A 16,502-nucleotide genomic window follows, 5' to 3' on the forward strand; every position below is an offset into this window, starting at 1 on the left:
TTGGGGTCAGATCCGTTTTCCGTAGGAAAACGGATCTGACCCCAGATTGATTTCGATATCTGAAAGAGATTCATCCACGCATGGCGTGGATCTACTGGCCACCTGCCAACTGTCGAAGGCGGGGCACTGTGGGTTTGCGGGGTGTGAGCCGCATGGATGCGGCGACCAAGCCTCCATGGACGGATTTACGGCGTCCCCGCAAACCCACAGTGCACCGCCATCCCACGGTATGCCCGCTGTTGCTGTTGCTTCGGCCGTTGCTGTTGTGCTTCGGCAGGTGCAGGGCGCAGCCCTGCCGATAAACCCCTTACTTCAGCCGTCGACCGGAACGATCGATGCGGAACCACTCGCCGCCTTCCATCGGCGTATGCCCGTCGCCATCGGGCGTGCCTCGGCGGCAGCCGTTGCAGACCTCGGCCACACCGTCCTGGAACGGCCAGGCAAAATCGAACGTGGCCGCAATCACCTGCTCGAAGGCGGCGTTGAAGTAGCCCACGCGATCGCCGACGCGGCCGCGGAACACGCCTTCCTGCAGCGGATCTGCGCCGTTGTCCCAGGCGATCACCGCCTGGCTGCGGCCGCGACGGTCGACGTAGTGGAAGCCGTCGGCGGTCTGTACCAGCGCCAGGCCATCGCCGTCGTAGGGAAGATCCTGCAGGGTGTCCGCGCTGATCTGCGGCTTGTGATCGATGACCTCGCAGCCTGGCAACATCCACAACCCGTGTTCTTCGGTCATGACCTTGCAGGCCGGCCCCTGCGCCGACGCACAGGTGCTGGCCAGCACGCCCAGCAGGGCCAGCCAGCGCGCATGGCGCAGGCTGGCCAGGGCAGGGCGTGCCGGCCGTGCCATCACTTGCTGTCAGCCTTGCGTTCGAAGGTGGCCGGTGCCGGCAGTTCCACCGGTACGCCCTTGTCGTCGCAGGTGCCGGCCTTGCACAGGCGGTCGCGCAGGGCCGGGGTGGCCTGCACGATCATGTGGTAGATCGCGTTCTGTTCCAGGGTGCCGCGGATCGCCTTGCTGCCCGGGCCGCGTGCCCAGATGCCGACGTCTTCGCCACCATGCGATTCGGACTTCATCGGGACCAGCGCTTCCTGCATGTAATCCGGATGCTCGGTATCGACATCGTGCAGGTTCGGGCGGCCGTTGGCCGGCTCGAAGCTGCTGGGATTGTGCGGGTAGCGCTTCGGGCCGGCCGGCTGCTGGTTGCTGGTGCCGGTGTGGCCGGGGCCGTTGGCATAGCTCAGGGTGGTGTAGGGCTGGCCGTTGCCATCCAGCGCCAGATCGAGCTTGCCTGCGCCGTCTTCGCCGCCCTTGTCCTTCACCTTGCCCAGGATCGGGTTGCCACGGGCCGGGTAGCCGACGAAGTTCAGGGTGTGCGAATGGTCGGCGGTGACGATGATCAGCGTGTCGTCGGCCGAGGTCAGCTCATTGGCCACGCGCACGGCATCGGACAGGGCCACGGTTTCGGTCAGTGCACGGTAGGCGTTGCCGCTGTGGTTGGCGTGGTCGATGCGCGCGCCTTCGATCATCAGCACGTAGCCTTCCTGATGGCGCGACAGGTTCTTGATCGCTGCAGCGGTCAGCTCGGCCAGGCTCGGCTCACCGGCCGGGTCCTGCGGACGTTCGTACTCGTAGCGCATGTGGTCCGGCTCGAACAGGCCGAGGATCGCCGCTGCGTTGCCGGCGGCCTGCAGTTGCTTGCTGTTCCACACATAGGCGCCCTGCGGGTGCGCCTGCTGCCATTCCTGCACCAGGCTGCGGCCGTCCAGGCGCTGGCCGACCTTGTCGTCGTACTCGGGGTCGCGCTCTTCCACGGTGGTGAATTCACCACGACCGCCGCCCAGGGCGACCAGCGGGCCACGGCCGTAACGCGAGGTCGACAGCAGCTGCTGGGCGATGTCCTTGCAGCCGGCGGCTTTGGCCGCTTCGGTCAGGTCGGTGTCGTTTTCCCAGTTGCGCTCGGGCGAGTGCGCATAGGTCGCAGCCGGGGTGGCGTGGGTCAGGCGTGCGGTGGAGACCACGCCAGTGGCCAGGCCGGCGCTGTCGGCCAGCTGCAGCCAGGTCAGCAGGCCTTTGGACAGGCTGTCGGCGCAGTCGGTACGGGTACCTGCGCTGACGCCGATCGCACCCATGTGGGTCTTCACGCCGGTGGTGATGGCGGTCATGGTGCCGGCCGAATCCGGCGTCTGCGAATCGGTGTTGTAGGTCTTGCTGAACGCGGTGGCGGGGAAGCGCTCCCACGACAACAGGTTCTCTTCGCCCGAGCCGCCCTTCTGCTGGCCTTCGTAGATGCGCGAGGCGGCCACGGTGGTCAGGCTCATGCCGTCACCGAGGAACAGGATGACGTTTTTGGCCTTGCCGGCCATCGCACCATTGGCGGCCGCCTGGGCGGCACCGCTGCGGTACCACCACTGCGGGGTTTCACCGGCAGGGTGGGCAACGGGGGCGACGCTGACCTTCAGGCCGGCCGGAGCGGACGCGGGGGCGGTGCTGGCGCAGGCGCCGAGCAGCAGGGTCGTGGCGCAGGCGGCCAACAGGGAGACGGAACGACGCATGGACGCTGGGATCTCACAAAGTGAAACGGGACGTTCATTATGCCCGGCCTCGCAAGGCACGCCGATGACACACTGATTTGCCACGTGGGCGGTCGTTCTGCGGCCCGCCTTGGGCTATCGTGCCAGCATCCCTTCCTACCCCCTTGGATTGCCTATGAAGCTGGTCTCTGCCTGGCTGCGGATTCCATTCTGGCAGCGCGTGGTCGGTGGCTTCGTGCTCGGTGCGCTGGCCGGCTGGGCGCTTGGCCCGGCGGCTGAAACCTGGTTCGGCCCGCTCGGCGAGCTGTACGTCACCCTGATCAAGATGATCGCGGTGCCGCTGGTGTTCTTCGCGGTCATCAACGCGATCTCTTCGCTGCACGGCCAGAAATCGGTCGCCGCGCTCAGCGGACGCACGTTCCTGTGGTTCGTGATCACCGCCGCGCTCGCGGTATGCGTGGGCCTGGGCGTGGGTACGGTACTGCAGCCCGGCGCCGGTGGCCTGCAGCTGTCGATGGCCAGCAACTATGTGCCGCGCGAAGTGCCCAGCGTGGTGCAGGTGCTGCTGGATGTGGTGCCGTCCAACGTGTTCTACGCGCTGTCGGGTATCGGCACCAAGGTCAACGCCGCGGGTGAGACCGTGCTGGCGGCGGGTCGTGGTTCGATCCTGCCGGTGATCTTCTTCGCTGGCCTGGTCGGCTTTGCCATCGTCAAGCTCGGCGAAAAGGTGACCGAAGCGCGCAAGCTGGTCGGGCAGATGAGCGACATCATGATCCAGGTGACCCGCTTCGTGCTGGAAGTCACCCCGATCGGCACCTTCGGCCTGATTGCCGGCCTGGTCGGCAGCTATGGCTTCGAGAAGCTGCTGCCGCTGGGCCACTTCGTGCTGGCGCTGTACGTGGCCTGCGCACTGCACATCGTGGTGGTGTACAGCGCGCTGCTGCTGGCGCACGGGTTGAATCCGCTGAAGTTCTTCCGCGGTGCGGCGCCGGGCATGCAGGTGGCCTTCGTCAGTTCCTCCAGCTTCGCGGCGATGCCGGTTGCGCTGCGTTCGATCACCCACAACCTGGGCGTGAACAAGGACTACGGTTCGTTCGCGGTGCCGCTGGGCGCGAGCATCAAGATGGACGGCTGCGGCGCGATCTATCCGGCGCTGTGCGCGGTGTTCATCGCCCAGTACAGCGGTGTGCCACTGACGCCCGAGCAGTACGTGGTGGTGCTGATCGCTTCGGTGCTGGGCAGCTTCGGTACCGCCGGTGTGCCGGGTACGGCGGTGATCATGGCGACGGTGGTGCTGAGCGCGGCAAACCTGCCGCTGGAAACCATCGGCTATCTGTACGCGATCGACCGCATCCTGGACATGATGCGCACGATGACCAATGTGACGGGTCAGATGCTGGTGCCGGTGCTGGTGGCCAAGGAAACCGGCCTGCTCGACCAGACGGTGTACGACAACCCGTCCACCAACGTCGGCATCGATGATCCCGACCCGAGCCCGCCGCGCGCCTGAAGCGGCACTGCAACGGGCTGTATCAGTACCTGTAACACGGCTGATACAGCCCCGATGGCGCCTTGCGCAGTGGTGTTTCCTGCGCGTTAAGGCGAACGGAATCCGAACGAAGTTGTAACACTGCGGCGTCATGCCGCCGTGCTGTTGCCCGTGAAACCCCTGCTGCGACGGCCTCCCGGTGTTGGCACGAAAGCTGCTCACTCCCTGCGCATAGGCAACGGGAGAGCGGCATGGACGGCAGCACCACCCTTTTCACTGTTTCTGGCCGGCAGCTGGCGCTGCTGCTGGCGCTGGTCGTTCCACTGGCGGCCGCTGCTTCGGGCGCTCGCCAGGGGGTGAAGGCACAGCCGGGTGAGATCGTCCTGCTGCGCGACGTCGCTACGCGACCGGCCTACCGCATGGCGCCTCCCGGCGTGGCGTTGATCGCCGATCCGAAACCGCAACATGAGATCGCCGCCGCACTCGGCAGCAGTGGCGCCTCCAGCGGCATGGATGAACTCAGTGACGACGACTACGCCGGTCTCGGCGCCGGTCAGTCCGGCAGCGTGCACGCGCACGGTGTCACCACCGTCGAGCGGGTGACCCAGCAGGCATTGGGCGGAACCCTTGGCCGCTCGGGCGAGGGGATGATCAGTGGCAGCAGCCTCAGCGGTGCGATGAGCGGCCCGCTGGGTGCGGTCGGCAATACCACACGCGGCATCGGCGATACCGTGCGCGGCGCACTGTCGCAGTTCCCGCTGGGCGCACCGGCGCAGGCGGGTGGCAAGTGAAGCGCGCAGTGCTGCTGGCGGCCTGGCTGGCAGTGCCGGCCGTAGCCCTGGCCGACGACTACAGCGGCATGCTGGCCTACCTCGATGTGACCCGCATCGACGGCCGCGCGCTGGCCGGTGCCAGTGGTGCCATCGCCATCAACCAGGCGGCGGGCGATCTCAACATCCAGGCCAACCTGCATGGCATGGCCAGCGGCGACCGCGCCGACGTGGCCATCGCCGCACGGCAGCAGCACAGCAACGATGTCGTGCTGTCGGCACCACTGGAAGCCAGCGCGCACATCGCCGGACAGGCGCTGGCAGGGGCCAGCGGCATTGCATCGATCAACCAGGCCAGCGGCATCGCCAACACGACGCTCAATGTCGTCAGCGCGACGCTGGCCCGGCAAGGAATACGCGAGTCCGATGACACGGCGTTGGCCGCCTCGGACATCGCGTCAGCAGGGGGGCAGGGCGATACCGGTGACGGTGTTGCGGCGGGTATCCGCAGTGTCGGCGTTTCCTCGACGGCACTGCGGGGCTTCGACGGTGTCCTGCAACTCAATCAGATCGCGGGAGCGCGAAACGATACGGCCAATGTTCTGGGCCTGGTCGTGCAGGGCAACCCGTGAGTACCACCCACCCGATGTATCACTGATGAGAGAGAGGGCACCATGAAAGCGACTGTCAAAAAGACCGTACTCGCCATGGCAATTGCCACTGCCTCGACCGCTGCTGCGGCCAATGGCTGGGACAACCAGAACGCCAATGCGAACATCAACCACAACCACGTCGTGACCGAAACCCGCAACGACACGCACAACCATACCGACAACGAAGTCCGCAACTGGACCCGCAGCAACACCACGGTACGCAACAACACCGACACCTCGAACGTGACCCGCAATCGCACGGTGAACGTCAACGAGCAGGTGCAGAAGAACAGCAACATCCAGGCCGACGAGCGCAAGGAAAAGAACAACCACGGCGTCGACGTGAACCTGGAGAAGGACCTGCGGCTGAGTTCGGACATCAACTTCTCCGGCGATCCGACCATCACCGGTGACATCGATCTGGATTCGGCCGCCATCGCCGTGATCGACAACCGCCAGTCGATCAGCAACAACCTCACCGGCAACAGCCTGGTCACCAACAGCGCTTCGATCGCCGATGATGTCGGCGCCGGTGCCTCCGGCAACCTCGGCTTCAACGTGGTGGCTGGTGACAACAACGCGCAGGACAATGCTGCTTCGCTGTCGGCGGCGGATGCCTCCTTCAGCTTCGGCATGGCCGACGCCGAGGTGTTCGTCAACCAGGCCGGCTTCGGCAACACCACCATGAACTCCGGCGTCACCAACGCCGCTGGCCTCGGTGGCAATGCCTTCGGCGGTGCATCGGGCAACATCGGTGTGAACATCGCTTCGGGCAACAACAACGAGCAGAAGAACGCACTTGCTGCATCGGTAGCCACCAGTGCGATGGCGCAGTCGAGCATCAGCTCCAACCAGGTGTCCACCGGCAACACCGTGTCCAACGCCGGCTTCGTGCAGTCCTACACCGATACGGTGCAGGTCGGCCTGAGCGGTCGCGTCGCTGGCGGTACCCTGGCCGTGGGTGCCGGTACCTATCGTGGCACCGGCAATGCCTACCAGATGGCCAACTACTACCTCGATACGTGGAGTGGCGATCTGCCGCATCCGGGTGGCAACGCGACCGGGCACATCGATCTGGACAACGAGATCCAGAACGCAACGATGAATCCGAACCGGCCGGGAGTGGGTGGCCTGGGCTTCGATACGCGTGAAAGCGGCACCAGCCAGTTCGTCGAGCTGGGCGTGGCCGACCTGTATGCCAGCCTCAGCGGCACGGTCAGCACCACCCGCTGGGTGAACGTCAATGCGACCAACACCTCCGCACTGTCCGGCAGCGCGTTCTCCGGCGCGTCCGGCAACATCGGCGTGAACGTGGCATCGGGTACCGGCAACCTGCAGGCCAACAGCCTGGCATTGGCCGTGGCACAGCCGAGCACCGGCGGTGGGACCGGCGGCGGCGAATGATCCACGGTGTGACCGCTTTCGCAGCGAACCTGCGTTGAGCGCAACAAGCCCGGCCATCCGCCAATGGCCGGGTTCCCCCGGGAGCCCCTGTCCCTCCTCCCCCTTGGGGCAGGGGCTCCTTCCTTCTCGTGGAGAACAGCATGGCCGGTCATCGCTGGTGGTTGCGTTTGCTGCCCTGCCTGCTGCTGCTGACCAGCGCACCTGGCTGGGCAGGCGAGGTGGTGTTCAGCGGAGTGCTGCCCAATGGCGCGCTGCTGCAGCAGAAGGTGGAAAGCATGCAGGAGCGGCGTTATCGCAACCTGGTGCGGCAGCACACCGACTACAGCTGCGGGGCGGCCGCTCTGGCCACCATCCTGCGTTATGCCTACCACCTGGACACCACCGAGGCGACGGTGATCGAGGGAATGATGGGGGTATCCGATCCACAGCTGGTCAAGGAACGCGGTTTCTCGTTGTTGGACATCAAACGCTATGTCGAATCGCTGGGCATGCGTGGACGCGGCTATCGCATCGATGAATCGCGCCTGCGCACGTTGCGGGTTCCTGGACTGGTGCTGATGGATGTACGCGGCTTCCGGCATTTCGTCGTGCTCAAGCAGGTGCGCGACGGCGTGGTGGAAGTGGCCGACCCGATCCTGGGCAACCGCAGCCTGTCGCTGGCCGAGTTCAGCGCCGCCTGGCCGTCACGTGCTGTTTTCGTCGTGATCGGCAGCGACTTCGATCGCAATACGGCGCTGCTGCAACCCAGCGAACGGCCCAGTGCCCGCGCGTTGTATGCGCGGCAGGGACCGATCACCGATGCCGAACTGGTCGATTTCGGCTTCAGCCATGCCGACCTGTTCTGAAGGAGGCACGATCATGCAATGCCAACGTGTAGTACTCGCCCTGCTGCTGATGCTGTCGGTGTCGCCGTTGATGGCGGCAGACGGTGCACCAGGGCGTGGTCTGAAGGAAATACCTGATCCCGAACTGAACCTGATGCGTGGCCGCTACACCGTCGGTGGCAACAACGTGGCGTGGTTCGGGGTGACGATGATTTCGCAGTGGCAGGGGCCCAATGGTGCGGTGGTGCAGGGCGCGCTGACCCTGGGCATGGATTTCCGCAATGGCGGGACACCGAAACTGAGCTTCCAGCCCAGCGTCCACGTCACCGCCGCTGACGCACCGTTGCCGACGACGGCAGGGCGCAGCATCGACAGTGCCGGCCTGGCCAATGCCAGTGGACTGGTGCAGAGCGTGCAGGTAGCCGGCGATGGCAACACTGCGCGCAACGTGACCACACTGACCGTGCGTGATGGCGCGGTGCCGACAGCGATGACCGACGACGGCAGCCGCATGGTGCAGGCACAGCAGGGCGGCGCTACCGCCACGGCCATGCTTGATGGCAACCAGGCGCGCCTGCTGCTGCAGGTCGACGGGCAGAGCCTGGTACAGCAGTGGATCCGCAATGGCAGCGTGGGGCAGGGCATTGCCTTGGCTGGCGATGGACAGACGGCCAGCAACCGGCTGCAGCTGGAGCTGGTACGCAACACCGCGGCCAACAACCTGCCCTTGAGCCAGAACGTGGCCCAGGCGATCGGGATGAACCGCGGCATGGGCCCGGGCCAGTAACACGGCCCGGTCAGGGGGAATCGACGTACAACGCAGGTCACCGACATGCACACTCTCTTCCGGCTTACTCCGCTGGCGCTGGCGGCGCTGGCGGCCACTGCCTTCGCCCAGCAGCCTGCGCCCAATGAGGGCGCCGACATGCAGGCACTGATCGCGCAACTGGAACAGCTCAAGGCCAATTACGCACAAGAGGTACGCCGCCTGCGCGAACTGGACATGCAGGTGCAGGCGATGCAGGCGCGGCTGAGTGGTCGCGCAGGCCCCGGAGCGACGCCCGCTGCGCCGTTGGCGCCCGCTGCTGCATCCGTTGTTCCTCCCAGCAGCGAAGGCTATGCCAGCAGCGCGGCCGAGGCACAGCAGGCCAAGCAGGAGGCACGGCGCAGCGTGGACGACGTCAAGCAGCAGCAGGCGGCGTTGTTCTCGCGCCGGTTCACCATCGAGAACGGCCTCACCTATGCGCGCTACGACCGCAAGCAACTCACCCTCAACGGGTTCCTTGCCCTGGATGCGATCTTCCTCGGCAACATCGCGATCGAGAACGTCGAATCCGATTCGCTGACCTACAACCTGGCCGCGCGCTGGGGCGTGAGCCCCAACCTCACCTTGAACCTGGACGTGCCATATCTGGCCAGGCGCACGGTCTACCAGAAGGGTGGCGCCGGCGGTGCGGCGGCGGCGATCGCGCAGGAAGAAACCAACGGCAGTGGCATCGGCGATGTCAGCCTGAGTGCCAATTACCGGCTGTTCGCCGAACGCGGCTGGCGCCCGGAGACGGTACTGACCGGTGGCGTGACTGCTCCAACGGGTCGCGCGCCCTATGGCCTGGACTGGAAAGTGATCGAGCGCGATGACGATGACTACATCCGCTTCGCGGTGCCGCAGGAACAGCCGACCGGCAACGGGGTGTGGCAGGCCAACCTGGGCGTGTCGATGGTGAAGACCGCCGATCCGGCCATCCTGTTCGCCAACGCCGGCTACATCCATTCGTTCCCGCGCGGCTTCAGCGATATCGACAGCAACCCGGATACGGTCAACCCCGGTGACGTGAAGCTGGGCGGTTCGGTGTACTTCGGTGCCGGCGTGGCCTTCGCGTTCAACGAGCGCACCAGCCTGAGCATTTCCTTCAGCGACAAGATCAGCACGCGCGCCTCGACGCGGTTCAAGGGCGGTGAATGGGTGAAGGTGATCGGCAGCGATGCCAATGCGGCCTCGCTCAATCTCGGCGTGACCTACGCGTTGAACCAGCACACCACGCTGGTGACGATGCTGGGCATCGGCCTGACCCCGGATGCGCCGGACTTCACGCTGGCCTTCAAGGTGCCGTACATGTTGTAAGCAGGGCGGCCGGGCCATGCCCGGCTGCTTCAAGCTGCCAGCGGTCAGCGCTGCGTCGGCAGCTCAAGATGATGTTTGCGGCACAACCGATAGACCGTCACCCGCGAGATCTGCATGTGCCGCGCGCACGCCGACACGTTGTAGCCATGCTGGCGCAGGGCCTGCAGCAGTACATCGCGCTCCACCTGGCCACGCGCATCCTGCAGCAGCGCACGCCGTGCGGGCGCGTCGGGTTCGGCCAGATCGAGGTCGGCAGCACTGATCAGTTCTCCCTCTGCGACGATCGCCGCCCGCTGTACGCGGTTCAACAGCTCGCGCACGTTGCCCGGCCAGTCGAACCCGCGCATCGCCTGGTGCGCACCGGGATCGAAACCACGGGCGCGGCCGGCATGACGTTGGCGGAATGCGCGCAGGAAGTGTTCGGCCAGCAGCAGGACATCGGCGCCGCGTTCGCGCAGCGATGGCATCGGCAGGCGCAGCACGTTGAGGCGGTAATAGAGATCGCGCCGGAAGCGGCCGTGGGCGACCGCCTGCTCCAGTTCGACATGGGTGGCCGCCAGCACGCGCACATCCACCCGCAGTGGCTGGTTGCTGCCCACCCGTTCCAGCGTGCCCTCCTGCAGCACCCGCAGCAGGCTGGTCTGCGCATCCGCGGGCAGGTCGCCAACCTCATCGAGGAATACGGTGCCGCCGTGGGCCGCTTCGAACAGGCCGATGCGACGCTGGGAGGCACCGGTGAAAGCGCCACGCTCGTGGCCAAACAGTTCGGACTGGACCAGGTTGGCGGGAATGGCGCCGCAGTTCACCGCCAGGAAGGGCTTTCCCGCACGCCCGGACAGCGCATGCAGTGCCTGCGCGGCCAGCTCCTTGCCGGTGCCGGTCTCGCCCGTCACCAGCACCGGCAGCTCGACCGGGGCGAACTTGTGCAGGGCAGCGCGGACGGCCAGCAGGGGGGCGCTGTTGCCGATCAGTGCGGGAAGACCGCCACCGTTGTGGGTCGCGGCAAGCGGCACGTCGTCGCCGTCGCACTGGCGCTGCATCGCCGACAGGAGATCGGGAAGCTCCAGCGGCAGAGAGAACTGATCCTGGCAGGCCCGCAGCAGCGCCCCCCAGGCCGGTGGAGGACTGCCCAGCCCCGCGGGCAGCACGGCCAACCACGGCAGGTGATGGTGCTTTTCGATCCACGGCAGCAACAACTGCGCCGCCTCTGCATCCAGATGGCGAAGATCGACGACGGCGACCAGATGATCGCGGCCGCGCAGGCCAATGGCCATGGCAGGCGCAGGGCTGACACAGCGCAGTTGCCATCCGGCGGCCGCCAGCGCGCCGCGCTCGGCGGCCGGTGGCTGGCCGAACCAGATCACGCAGCGCGATGGAATTTCCAGGCTTGCCGCCATGCCTTCCCCCAGCATCCGGGCAACGCGGGCGGCTGACAGGTCATCATCGGTGTGCCGCCCCACGCCGGGATGCTGCGGCCACGCGTGGGTGGCCGGTTGCGGCCCAAACGGACCGTGACATCAATGACCAACGCAGCATGCGTCGAGCAGCGGCCATGTTTCCCGTCAGCCAACAAAAAAGCCGCTGCAGGGCAGCGGCTTGTCAGGTCAAGCGCGGACGGCCTCGAATCAGAGGTCGACCCGGCGGGCCTGCATGAACTTGTTGCCCCAGTAGCCACTGAGCAGGGTGTCGACGCGGACGTCCTTGCCGGTGCTCGGGGCATGCAGGAAGCGGCCATCGCCCACGTAGATGCCGACGTGGTCGACCCGGCCCTTGCGGCCGAAGAACACCAGATCGCCTGCGGCCAGGGCGGCGCGGTCGTTGATCAGTTCGGCATTGGCGTCATGCGCCATTTCACGCGAGACGCGCGGCAGCTCGATGCCCAGCGCAGAGCGGAACACATAACCGACCAGGCCGCTGCAGTCGAAGCCGCTGTCCGGATTGCTGCCACCCCAACGGTACGGGGTGCCGAGCAGGGTCATGGCCCGGCGCAGCAGCGACTGCACCTTGCCGTTGTCGGCAGCGGTACCGACCACGACGCTGCCATTGGCGGCGCTGCTGGTGTCGTAATTGGCGAGGAGGCGACTGAGGTCACCGGCCACCATGGCCGAGCGGTCCATCAGGGGAATGGTGTCATTGGCGGCCAGGTGCGGCAGCAGGGCGGCCAGAGTCGCGCTGGCGGCGGCATCGGCGCGGCTGCGCTGCGGAGCGGTGACGTCGGCCTTGGCGGCTGCGCGGGGAGCGGTCTCGGCGGTGGCAGCCGGGGTCGCATCGGTACGGGTGGGAGCGGACTGCGACCAGGCGGGAAGGCTGGTCAGACACAATGCCAAGCCCAGCAGAAGCGGGCGGACACTACGCGAAGAAGCGGCGGTCTGGCCTTGGCACGTCGGGTCGTTTGTCGTCACGCGTCGGTCACAAGGAAAAAAACGATGGGGCATCATGCCCTGTAAAAGCGGTAATAAGTTAAAAATTCCGTTAGTAAATCGTTAGTTGCGCAGTGATGCCGGTCACAATTTTGAACATATCGCCTGTTCATTTTAGCGAAGGACGCGTTTCGCCCCTGTGTAGTGGTCCTTCCAGTAGGGTCCGCTGAGCGAATCCAGGCGCACCGTTCCGCCGGTGCTCGGGGCGTGCACGAATCGACCTTCGCCCACGTAGATCCCCACGTGACTGACATTGCCGCGGCTGCCAAAAAAGACCAGGTCGCCGGTCGCCAGGCGCTTCGGGTCGATCTTCGGGCCCTGTACCGCCGCCAGGTCGCGTGAGGTCCGCGGCAGCTTCAGGTCCAGCATTTCACGGTAGACGTAGGCGACCAGCCCGCTGCAGTCGAAGCCGGATTCGGGCGTGTTGCCGCCGTAGCGGTAGGGCGTGCCGACCAGGCTGATGGCGCGCATCAGCACCGAATTGGCGGCCTCGGGGTTGTCCGGTGTGGTACTGGGCCAGCTTGCCGCAGGCGGTGGCGGTGTGGAACGGACGGCCTTGCCGCCGCCACAGGCGGTCAGCAGAAGGGGCAGGGCGAGCAGCAGGGCGGGCGTGAGGCGCCGGCGCGTGCCGGACGAAACTGGCGTGATGTGCATGTTCTCCGGATAATGCGCGACCTTGGATTGGCCGTCATGATGGCGGCGTCCCCGCCGGGCGACAACCCGCCCCAACCCGCCTGCCTCCGGCAGATCCAGACAGAGTTGCGCATGAAGATCGAAAAAGACCGCGTTGTCCGCTTCCACTACACCGTCTCCGAGGCCGGCCAGGAGCCGATCGAATCGTCCAAGGACCGCGGCGAGCCGCTGGCGATCCTGATCGGCCACGGCAACATCATCCCGGGCCTGGAAAACGCCATGATGGACAAGGAAGCCGGCGCGACCTTCGACGTCGACGTCAAGGCGGCCGATGCCTACGGCGAGCGCCGTGATGGCCTGTCCCAGCGCGTGCCGAAGAAGCACTTCGGTACCGCCAAGCTGGTCCCGGGCCAGCAGGTCGTGCTGCAGACCAACTTCGGCCCGCGTGCCGTGACCGTGCAGAAGGTCGGCATGAGCGTGGTCGACGTCGACCTGAACCACCCGATGGCCGGCAAGGACCTGCATTTCGACGTCGAGATCGTCGACGTGCGCGAAGCCGGCAAGGAAGAGCTCGAACACGGCCACGTCCACGGCGACGGCGGTCACCAGCACTGATCGCGCTGCGATCGTGATGGCAGCAACGGCCCGCTTCGGCGGGCCGTTGCGTATGTGGAACAGGGCGGAGCCATCCATGGTCCGCAGGCCGGCGGCATAATGACGGACCTGCACGCCGGATGCCCCGTGAACACCGCTTCCCCTTCCCTGCAACCGGTGGCTTCCGGCGAACGCATCGCCCTGCTGGACGTACTGCGCGGGTTTGCCCTGCTGGGCATCCTGCTGATGAACATCGAGGCCCTCAGCGGGCCGCTGGACCTGGCCTTTACGGGCATCGACGCGCATTGGCAGGGCATCGACTACTGGGCCGATGCCTTCGTCTATGTGTTCGTGCAGGGAAAATTCTTCACCCTGTTCTCGCTGCTGTTCGGGGCGGGCTTTGCGGTGATGGCCCAGCGTGCCGAGGCAGCGGGCCGCCCGTTCACGCCGTTCTACCTGCGCCGCAGCGCCGGGCTCCTGCTGATCGGCCTGTGCCACGCATTGCTGGTCTGGTCCGGCGACATCCTGGTGTTGTATGCCTTGGCCTCGCTGCCGTTGCTGGCCTGCCGCGAAGCACCGCGCAGCTGGCTGCCGTGGATGGGGCTGCTGGTGTATGCACTGGGTGTCGCGCTGATGCTGCTGGTCGGCGCAATGGTGTCGATGGCCACCCCGCAGGACCTGCAGAAAATGCTGGTCGATGCGCAGCAGGGCATCGACCAGCAACGTCTGGTGTATGGCCAGGGCGACTGGCTGCAGGCCAACGTGCAGCGCCTGCATGAGTTCGGCGCGTCGCTGGGCGGCATGTTCATTTCCGGACCCGAAGTGCTGGGTATGTTCCTGCTGGGTGCCTGGTTCGCTGGCAGCGGCGCATTGACCGCGCCCGAGCGTTTCCCCCGGTTATATGCCGGCCTGCGCTGGGTCGCGCTGCCTCTGGGCCTGCTGGTCACCCTGGCGGGTGTGTTGTGGAAGCCCTATCTGGCGCCGGGTGTCTATGACCTGCCGACCACTGCGGCAATGGCACTGGTGGCCGTGGGCGGCGTGCCGATGTGCCTGGGCTATCTGGCCTGGATCGTGCACTGGCGTGCGCGCATGGGCTGGCTGGCGCCGGTCGGCCGGATGGCGCTGACCCATTACCTTGGTCAATCGCTGGTCTGTACGTTGCTGTTCTATCACTACGGGCTGGGGTGGTTCGATGCAGTGCCGCGTGCTTGGCAGCTGCTGTTGGCATTGCTGCTGTTCGCTGTGCAGGTAATCCTCAGCCATCTTTGGCTGCGCCGTTTCCGCTTCGGTCCGATGGAATGGTTGTGGCGTGCGATGACGTACCGGCAGTGGCCAGCGATGCGCCGTGGGGCCGGGCAGGGGTGATCGATGCAGGCCACGCGCCCATCTTCCTGCGTGGCTGCGTGCATCGCCACGCGTGTCGCTGTACACCCTCACGTCTGGCCTGCAGCGGGCCATGGCATGCTCGCAGCAGCATGAGCGCCTGCGTCAGCCAGCTGCCCGCCGATCTTCTCTGCGGGCGCACGCCCGCCATCGATCCTGTTCCCTGTCGACCCGAGCGATTCCGATGAACACTCCTTCTTATGACTACGATCTGATCGTCCTTGGCGGCGGTTCCGCTGGCCTGGCCGGCGCCATCCGCGCTGCGCAGCATGGCAAGCGTGTTGCCCTGCTGGAGCCGGGTGGACTGGGCGGCACCTGCGTGAATGTAGGTTGCGTGCCGAAGAAGGCGATGTGGCTGGCGGCCGATCTGGCCGAGCGCATAAACCTGGCCAGCGCGATGGGCTTCGACGTGGACGCGCGTCCGGCGCTGTCGTGGAAAGAACTGGTGATCCATCGCCAGGCCTACATCAGCAACATCCACACCAGTTATCACAAGCGTCTGGATGAAACCGGCGTGGTGCGTATTCCGGCCCGTGGCCATCTGCTGGATGCGCACACCGTGGCGTGCAGTGATGGCGTGCAGTACAGCGCTGCACAGATCCTCATCGCTACCGGCGCCCATCCGCAGCGGCCCGACATTCCCGGCGCCGAACTGGGCCTGGTGTCCGACGATTTCTTCGACCTGCGTGCGGCACCGGCCGAGGTCGCCATCATCGGCGGCGGCTATATCGCGGTGGAACTTGCCGGGTTGTTGCAGGCGCTGGGCAGCAAGGTGAGCCTGCTGGTACGTGGCAGTCGCCTGCTGGAGCGCTTCGACTACGAGCTGACCGCGCAGCTGGCCGAGAACCTGCGCCAGCAGGGTGTTCGCATCCACTTCGATTACCGCCTGCGTGAGTTGAAGCGCGACGGCGAGCGCGTGCGCGCTCTCGGCCATGACGGCCCGATCGACAGCGTGTTCGACGCCGTGTTCTTCGCGACCGGCCGGCGCGGCAACAGCAGGGATCTGGGCCTGGAAGCGCTGGGCATCGGCATCGGCGAACACCAGCAGGTGGAGGTGGACGAGTGGCAGACCACGGCGGTGCCGAGCGTGCATGCGGTCGGTGACATCGCTGGCAAGGTCGGCCTGACGCCGGTTGCCGTGGCTGCATCGCGCCGTCTGATGGATCGTCTGTTCGGTGGCCGCCCGGACGCGAAGATGGACTATGACAACGTGGCCAGCGTGGTGTTCTCGCACCCGCCGCTGGGCGCAGTGGGCATGAGCGAGGAAGACGCACGTGCGCGCTTCGAGCAGGTGACGGTGTACCACAGCCGGTTCCGGCCGATGCTGCAGGCACTGGCCAACGGCACCCAGCGCAGCCTGTTCAAGATGGTCTGTGCCGGGCCGGAAGAGCGTGTGGTCGGCGTGCACCTGCTCGGCGAAGCGGCGGATGAGATCCTGCAGGGTTTCGCGGTGGCGGTGAAGATGGGCGCGACCAAGGCGCAGTTCGACGATACGGTAGCGATTCACCCGACGTCTGCTGAAGAAGTGGTGTTGATGCGCTGAGCCGACACTTACGGTAGTGCCGGCCGCTGGCCGGCAACAGCAACAGCAACAGCAACAGCAACAGCAACAGCAGAAGCAACAGCAGAAGCAACAGCAGAAGCAACAGCAGAAGCAACAGCAGAAGCAACAGCA

The 16,502-nt window shown here is 66.1% G+C and carries 15 protein-coding genes and 1 pseudogene; 11 read left to right on the plus strand and 5 right to left on the minus strand.

Annotation, left to right across the window (positions count from 1 at the left end):
• Positions 1-307: 307 nt before the first annotated feature.
• Both QOL57_RS12750 and QOL57_RS12755 read right to left on the minus strand, forming a co-directional pair.
• Complete coding sequence (locus QOL57_RS12750; protein ID WP_089236360.1) at positions 308-853, minus strand: WG repeat-containing protein; 546 nt, start codon at positions 851-853, stop codon at positions 308-310.
• Positions 850-2,556 carry an alkaline phosphatase gene (locus QOL57_RS12755; protein ID WP_089236359.1) on the minus strand — a complete coding sequence of 569 codons (1,707 nt, stop codon included), beginning with the start codon at positions 2,554-2,556 and terminating at the stop codon, positions 850-852. The genes QOL57_RS12750 and QOL57_RS12755 overlap by 4 nt, the downstream gene beginning before the upstream one ends.
• 154 nt (positions 2,557-2,710) lie before the next feature.
• Here QOL57_RS12755 and QOL57_RS12760 point away from each other — a divergent pair, with 154 nt between their 5' ends.
• The 7 genes from QOL57_RS12760 (at position 2,711) to QOL57_RS12790 (ending at position 9,797) form a co-directional block, all read left to right on the plus strand.
• The gene (locus tag QOL57_RS12760; protein WP_025876066.1) at positions 2,711-4,045 is read left to right on the plus strand and encodes a dicarboxylate/amino acid:cation symporter; all 1,335 of its coding nucleotides are present in this window, start codon (positions 2,711-2,713) and stop codon (positions 4,043-4,045) included.
• Positions 4,046-4,275: 230 nt separating this feature from the next.
• Complete coding sequence (locus QOL57_RS12765; RefSeq protein ID WP_089236358.1) at positions 4,276-4,815, plus strand: hypothetical protein; 540 nt, start codon at positions 4,276-4,278, stop codon at positions 4,813-4,815.
• Entirely contained in the window at positions 4,812-5,426 is a 615-nt protein-coding gene (locus tag QOL57_RS12770; protein WP_089236357.1) for a hypothetical protein, read from the plus strand. Before QOL57_RS12765 ends, QOL57_RS12770 begins: the two co-directional genes overlap by 4 nt.
• A gap of 42 nt (positions 5,427-5,468) precedes the next feature.
• A complete protein-coding gene (locus QOL57_RS12775) occupies positions 5,469-6,851 on the plus strand; it encodes an adhesin (protein WP_089236356.1) in 1,383 nt (460 codons plus the stop codon).
• 140 nt (positions 6,852-6,991) lie between these two features.
• Positions 6,992-7,696 (plus strand): C39 family peptidase, encoded by a 705-nt coding sequence (locus QOL57_RS12780; protein WP_089236355.1) that lies wholly within the window; start codon positions 6,992-6,994, stop codon positions 7,694-7,696.
• Between the two features lie 13 nt (positions 7,697-7,709).
• Complete coding sequence (locus QOL57_RS12785) at positions 7,710-8,462, plus strand: hypothetical protein (protein ID WP_089236354.1); 753 nt, start codon at positions 7,710-7,712, stop codon at positions 8,460-8,462.
• A 45-nt stretch (positions 8,463-8,507) separates the two neighbouring features.
• A complete protein-coding gene (locus QOL57_RS12790; protein ID WP_089236353.1) occupies positions 8,508-9,797 on the plus strand; it encodes a transporter in 1,290 nt (429 codons plus the stop codon).
• Between the two features lie 44 nt (positions 9,798-9,841).
• On the opposite strand, the gene QOL57_RS12795 is transcribed toward QOL57_RS12790, so the two are convergent.
• From QOL57_RS12795 to QOL57_RS12805, 3 genes are all read right to left on the minus strand, one after another.
• Entirely contained in the window at positions 9,842-11,194 is a 1,353-nt protein-coding gene (locus QOL57_RS12795; RefSeq protein WP_089238037.1) for a sigma-54 dependent transcriptional regulator, read from the minus strand.
• Positions 11,195-11,422: 228 nt separating this feature from the next.
• Positions 11,423-12,199, minus strand: a complete 777-nt coding sequence (locus QOL57_RS12800; RefSeq protein WP_089236352.1) for a C40 family peptidase — start codon at positions 12,197-12,199, stop codon at positions 11,423-11,425.
• Between the two features lie 132 nt (positions 12,200-12,331).
• The gene (locus QOL57_RS12805; protein ID WP_089236351.1) at positions 12,332-12,871 is read right to left on the minus strand and encodes a C40 family peptidase; all 540 of its coding nucleotides are present in this window, start codon (positions 12,869-12,871) and stop codon (positions 12,332-12,334) included.
• 111 nt (positions 12,872-12,982) lie between these two features.
• On the opposite strand from QOL57_RS12805, the gene QOL57_RS12810 reads away from it, so the two are divergent.
• From QOL57_RS12810 to gorA, 4 genes and pseudogenes are all read left to right on the plus strand, one after another.
• Positions 12,983-13,465 carry a peptidylprolyl isomerase gene (locus QOL57_RS12810; protein ID WP_025876084.1) on the plus strand — a complete coding sequence of 161 codons (483 nt, stop codon included), beginning with the start codon at positions 12,983-12,985 and terminating at the stop codon, positions 13,463-13,465.
• Between the two features lie 99 nt (positions 13,466-13,564).
• Positions 13,565-14,809, plus strand: a complete 1,245-nt coding sequence (locus QOL57_RS12815) for a DUF418 domain-containing protein (protein WP_089236350.1) — start codon at positions 13,565-13,567, stop codon at positions 14,807-14,809.
• A gap of 63 nt (positions 14,810-14,872) precedes the next feature.
• Positions 14,873-15,015: pseudogene (locus tag QOL57_RS21440) on the plus strand (amino acid dehydrogenase); the annotation flags it as partial.
• Positions 15,012-16,370, plus strand: a complete 1,359-nt coding sequence (gene gorA / locus QOL57_RS12820) for a glutathione-disulfide reductase (RefSeq protein WP_089236349.1) — start codon at positions 15,012-15,014, stop codon at positions 16,368-16,370. The pseudogene QOL57_RS21440 and the gene gorA, both read left to right, overlap by 4 nt.
• Positions 16,371-16,502: the final 132 nt, after the last annotated feature.

This window comes from Stenotrophomonas sp. yr243 (genome assembly GCF_900184195.1).
Classification (GTDB): Bacteria; Pseudomonadota; Gammaproteobacteria; order Xanthomonadales; family Xanthomonadaceae; genus Stenotrophomonas; species Stenotrophomonas lactitubi.

Bases quoted from the DNA above. Each gene is read 5' to 3' on its own strand.
- QOL57_RS12780 (WP_089236355.1), top strand. From the start codon at position 6,992: ATGGCCGGTCATCGCTGGTGGTTGCGTTTGCTGCCCTGCCTGCTGCTG.
- QOL57_RS12790 (WP_089236353.1), top strand. From the start codon at position 8,508: ATGCACACTCTCTTCCGGCTTACTCCGCTGGCGCTGGCGGCGCTGGCG.
- QOL57_RS12785 (WP_089236354.1), top strand. From the start codon at position 7,710: ATGCAATGCCAACGTGTAGTACTCGCCCTGCTGCTGATGCTGTCGGTG.
- QOL57_RS12765 (WP_089236358.1), top strand. From the start codon at position 4,276: ATGGACGGCAGCACCACCCTTTTCACTGTTTCTGGCCGGCAGCTGGCG.
- QOL57_RS12755 (WP_089236359.1), bottom strand. From the start codon at position 2,556: ATGCGTCGTTCCGTCTCCCTGTTGGCCGCCTGCGCCACGACCCTGCTG.
- QOL57_RS12805 (WP_089236351.1), bottom strand. From the start codon at position 12,871: ATGCACATCACGCCAGTTTCGTCCGGCACGCGCCGGCGCCTCACGCCC.
- gorA (WP_089236349.1), top strand. From the start codon at position 15,012: ATGAACACTCCTTCTTATGACTACGATCTGATCGTCCTTGGCGGCGGT.
- QOL57_RS12810 (WP_025876084.1), top strand. From the start codon at position 12,983: ATGAAGATCGAAAAAGACCGCGTTGTCCGCTTCCACTACACCGTCTCC.
- QOL57_RS12815 (WP_089236350.1), top strand. From the start codon at position 13,565: ATGACGGACCTGCACGCCGGATGCCCCGTGAACACCGCTTCCCCTTCC.
- QOL57_RS12775 (WP_089236356.1), top strand. From the start codon at position 5,469: ATGAAAGCGACTGTCAAAAAGACCGTACTCGCCATGGCAATTGCCACT.
- QOL57_RS12795 (WP_089238037.1), bottom strand. From the start codon at position 11,194: ATGGCGGCAAGCCTGGAAATTCCATCGCGCTGCGTGATCTGGTTCGGC.
- QOL57_RS12760 (WP_025876066.1), top strand. From the start codon at position 2,711: ATGAAGCTGGTCTCTGCCTGGCTGCGGATTCCATTCTGGCAGCGCGTG.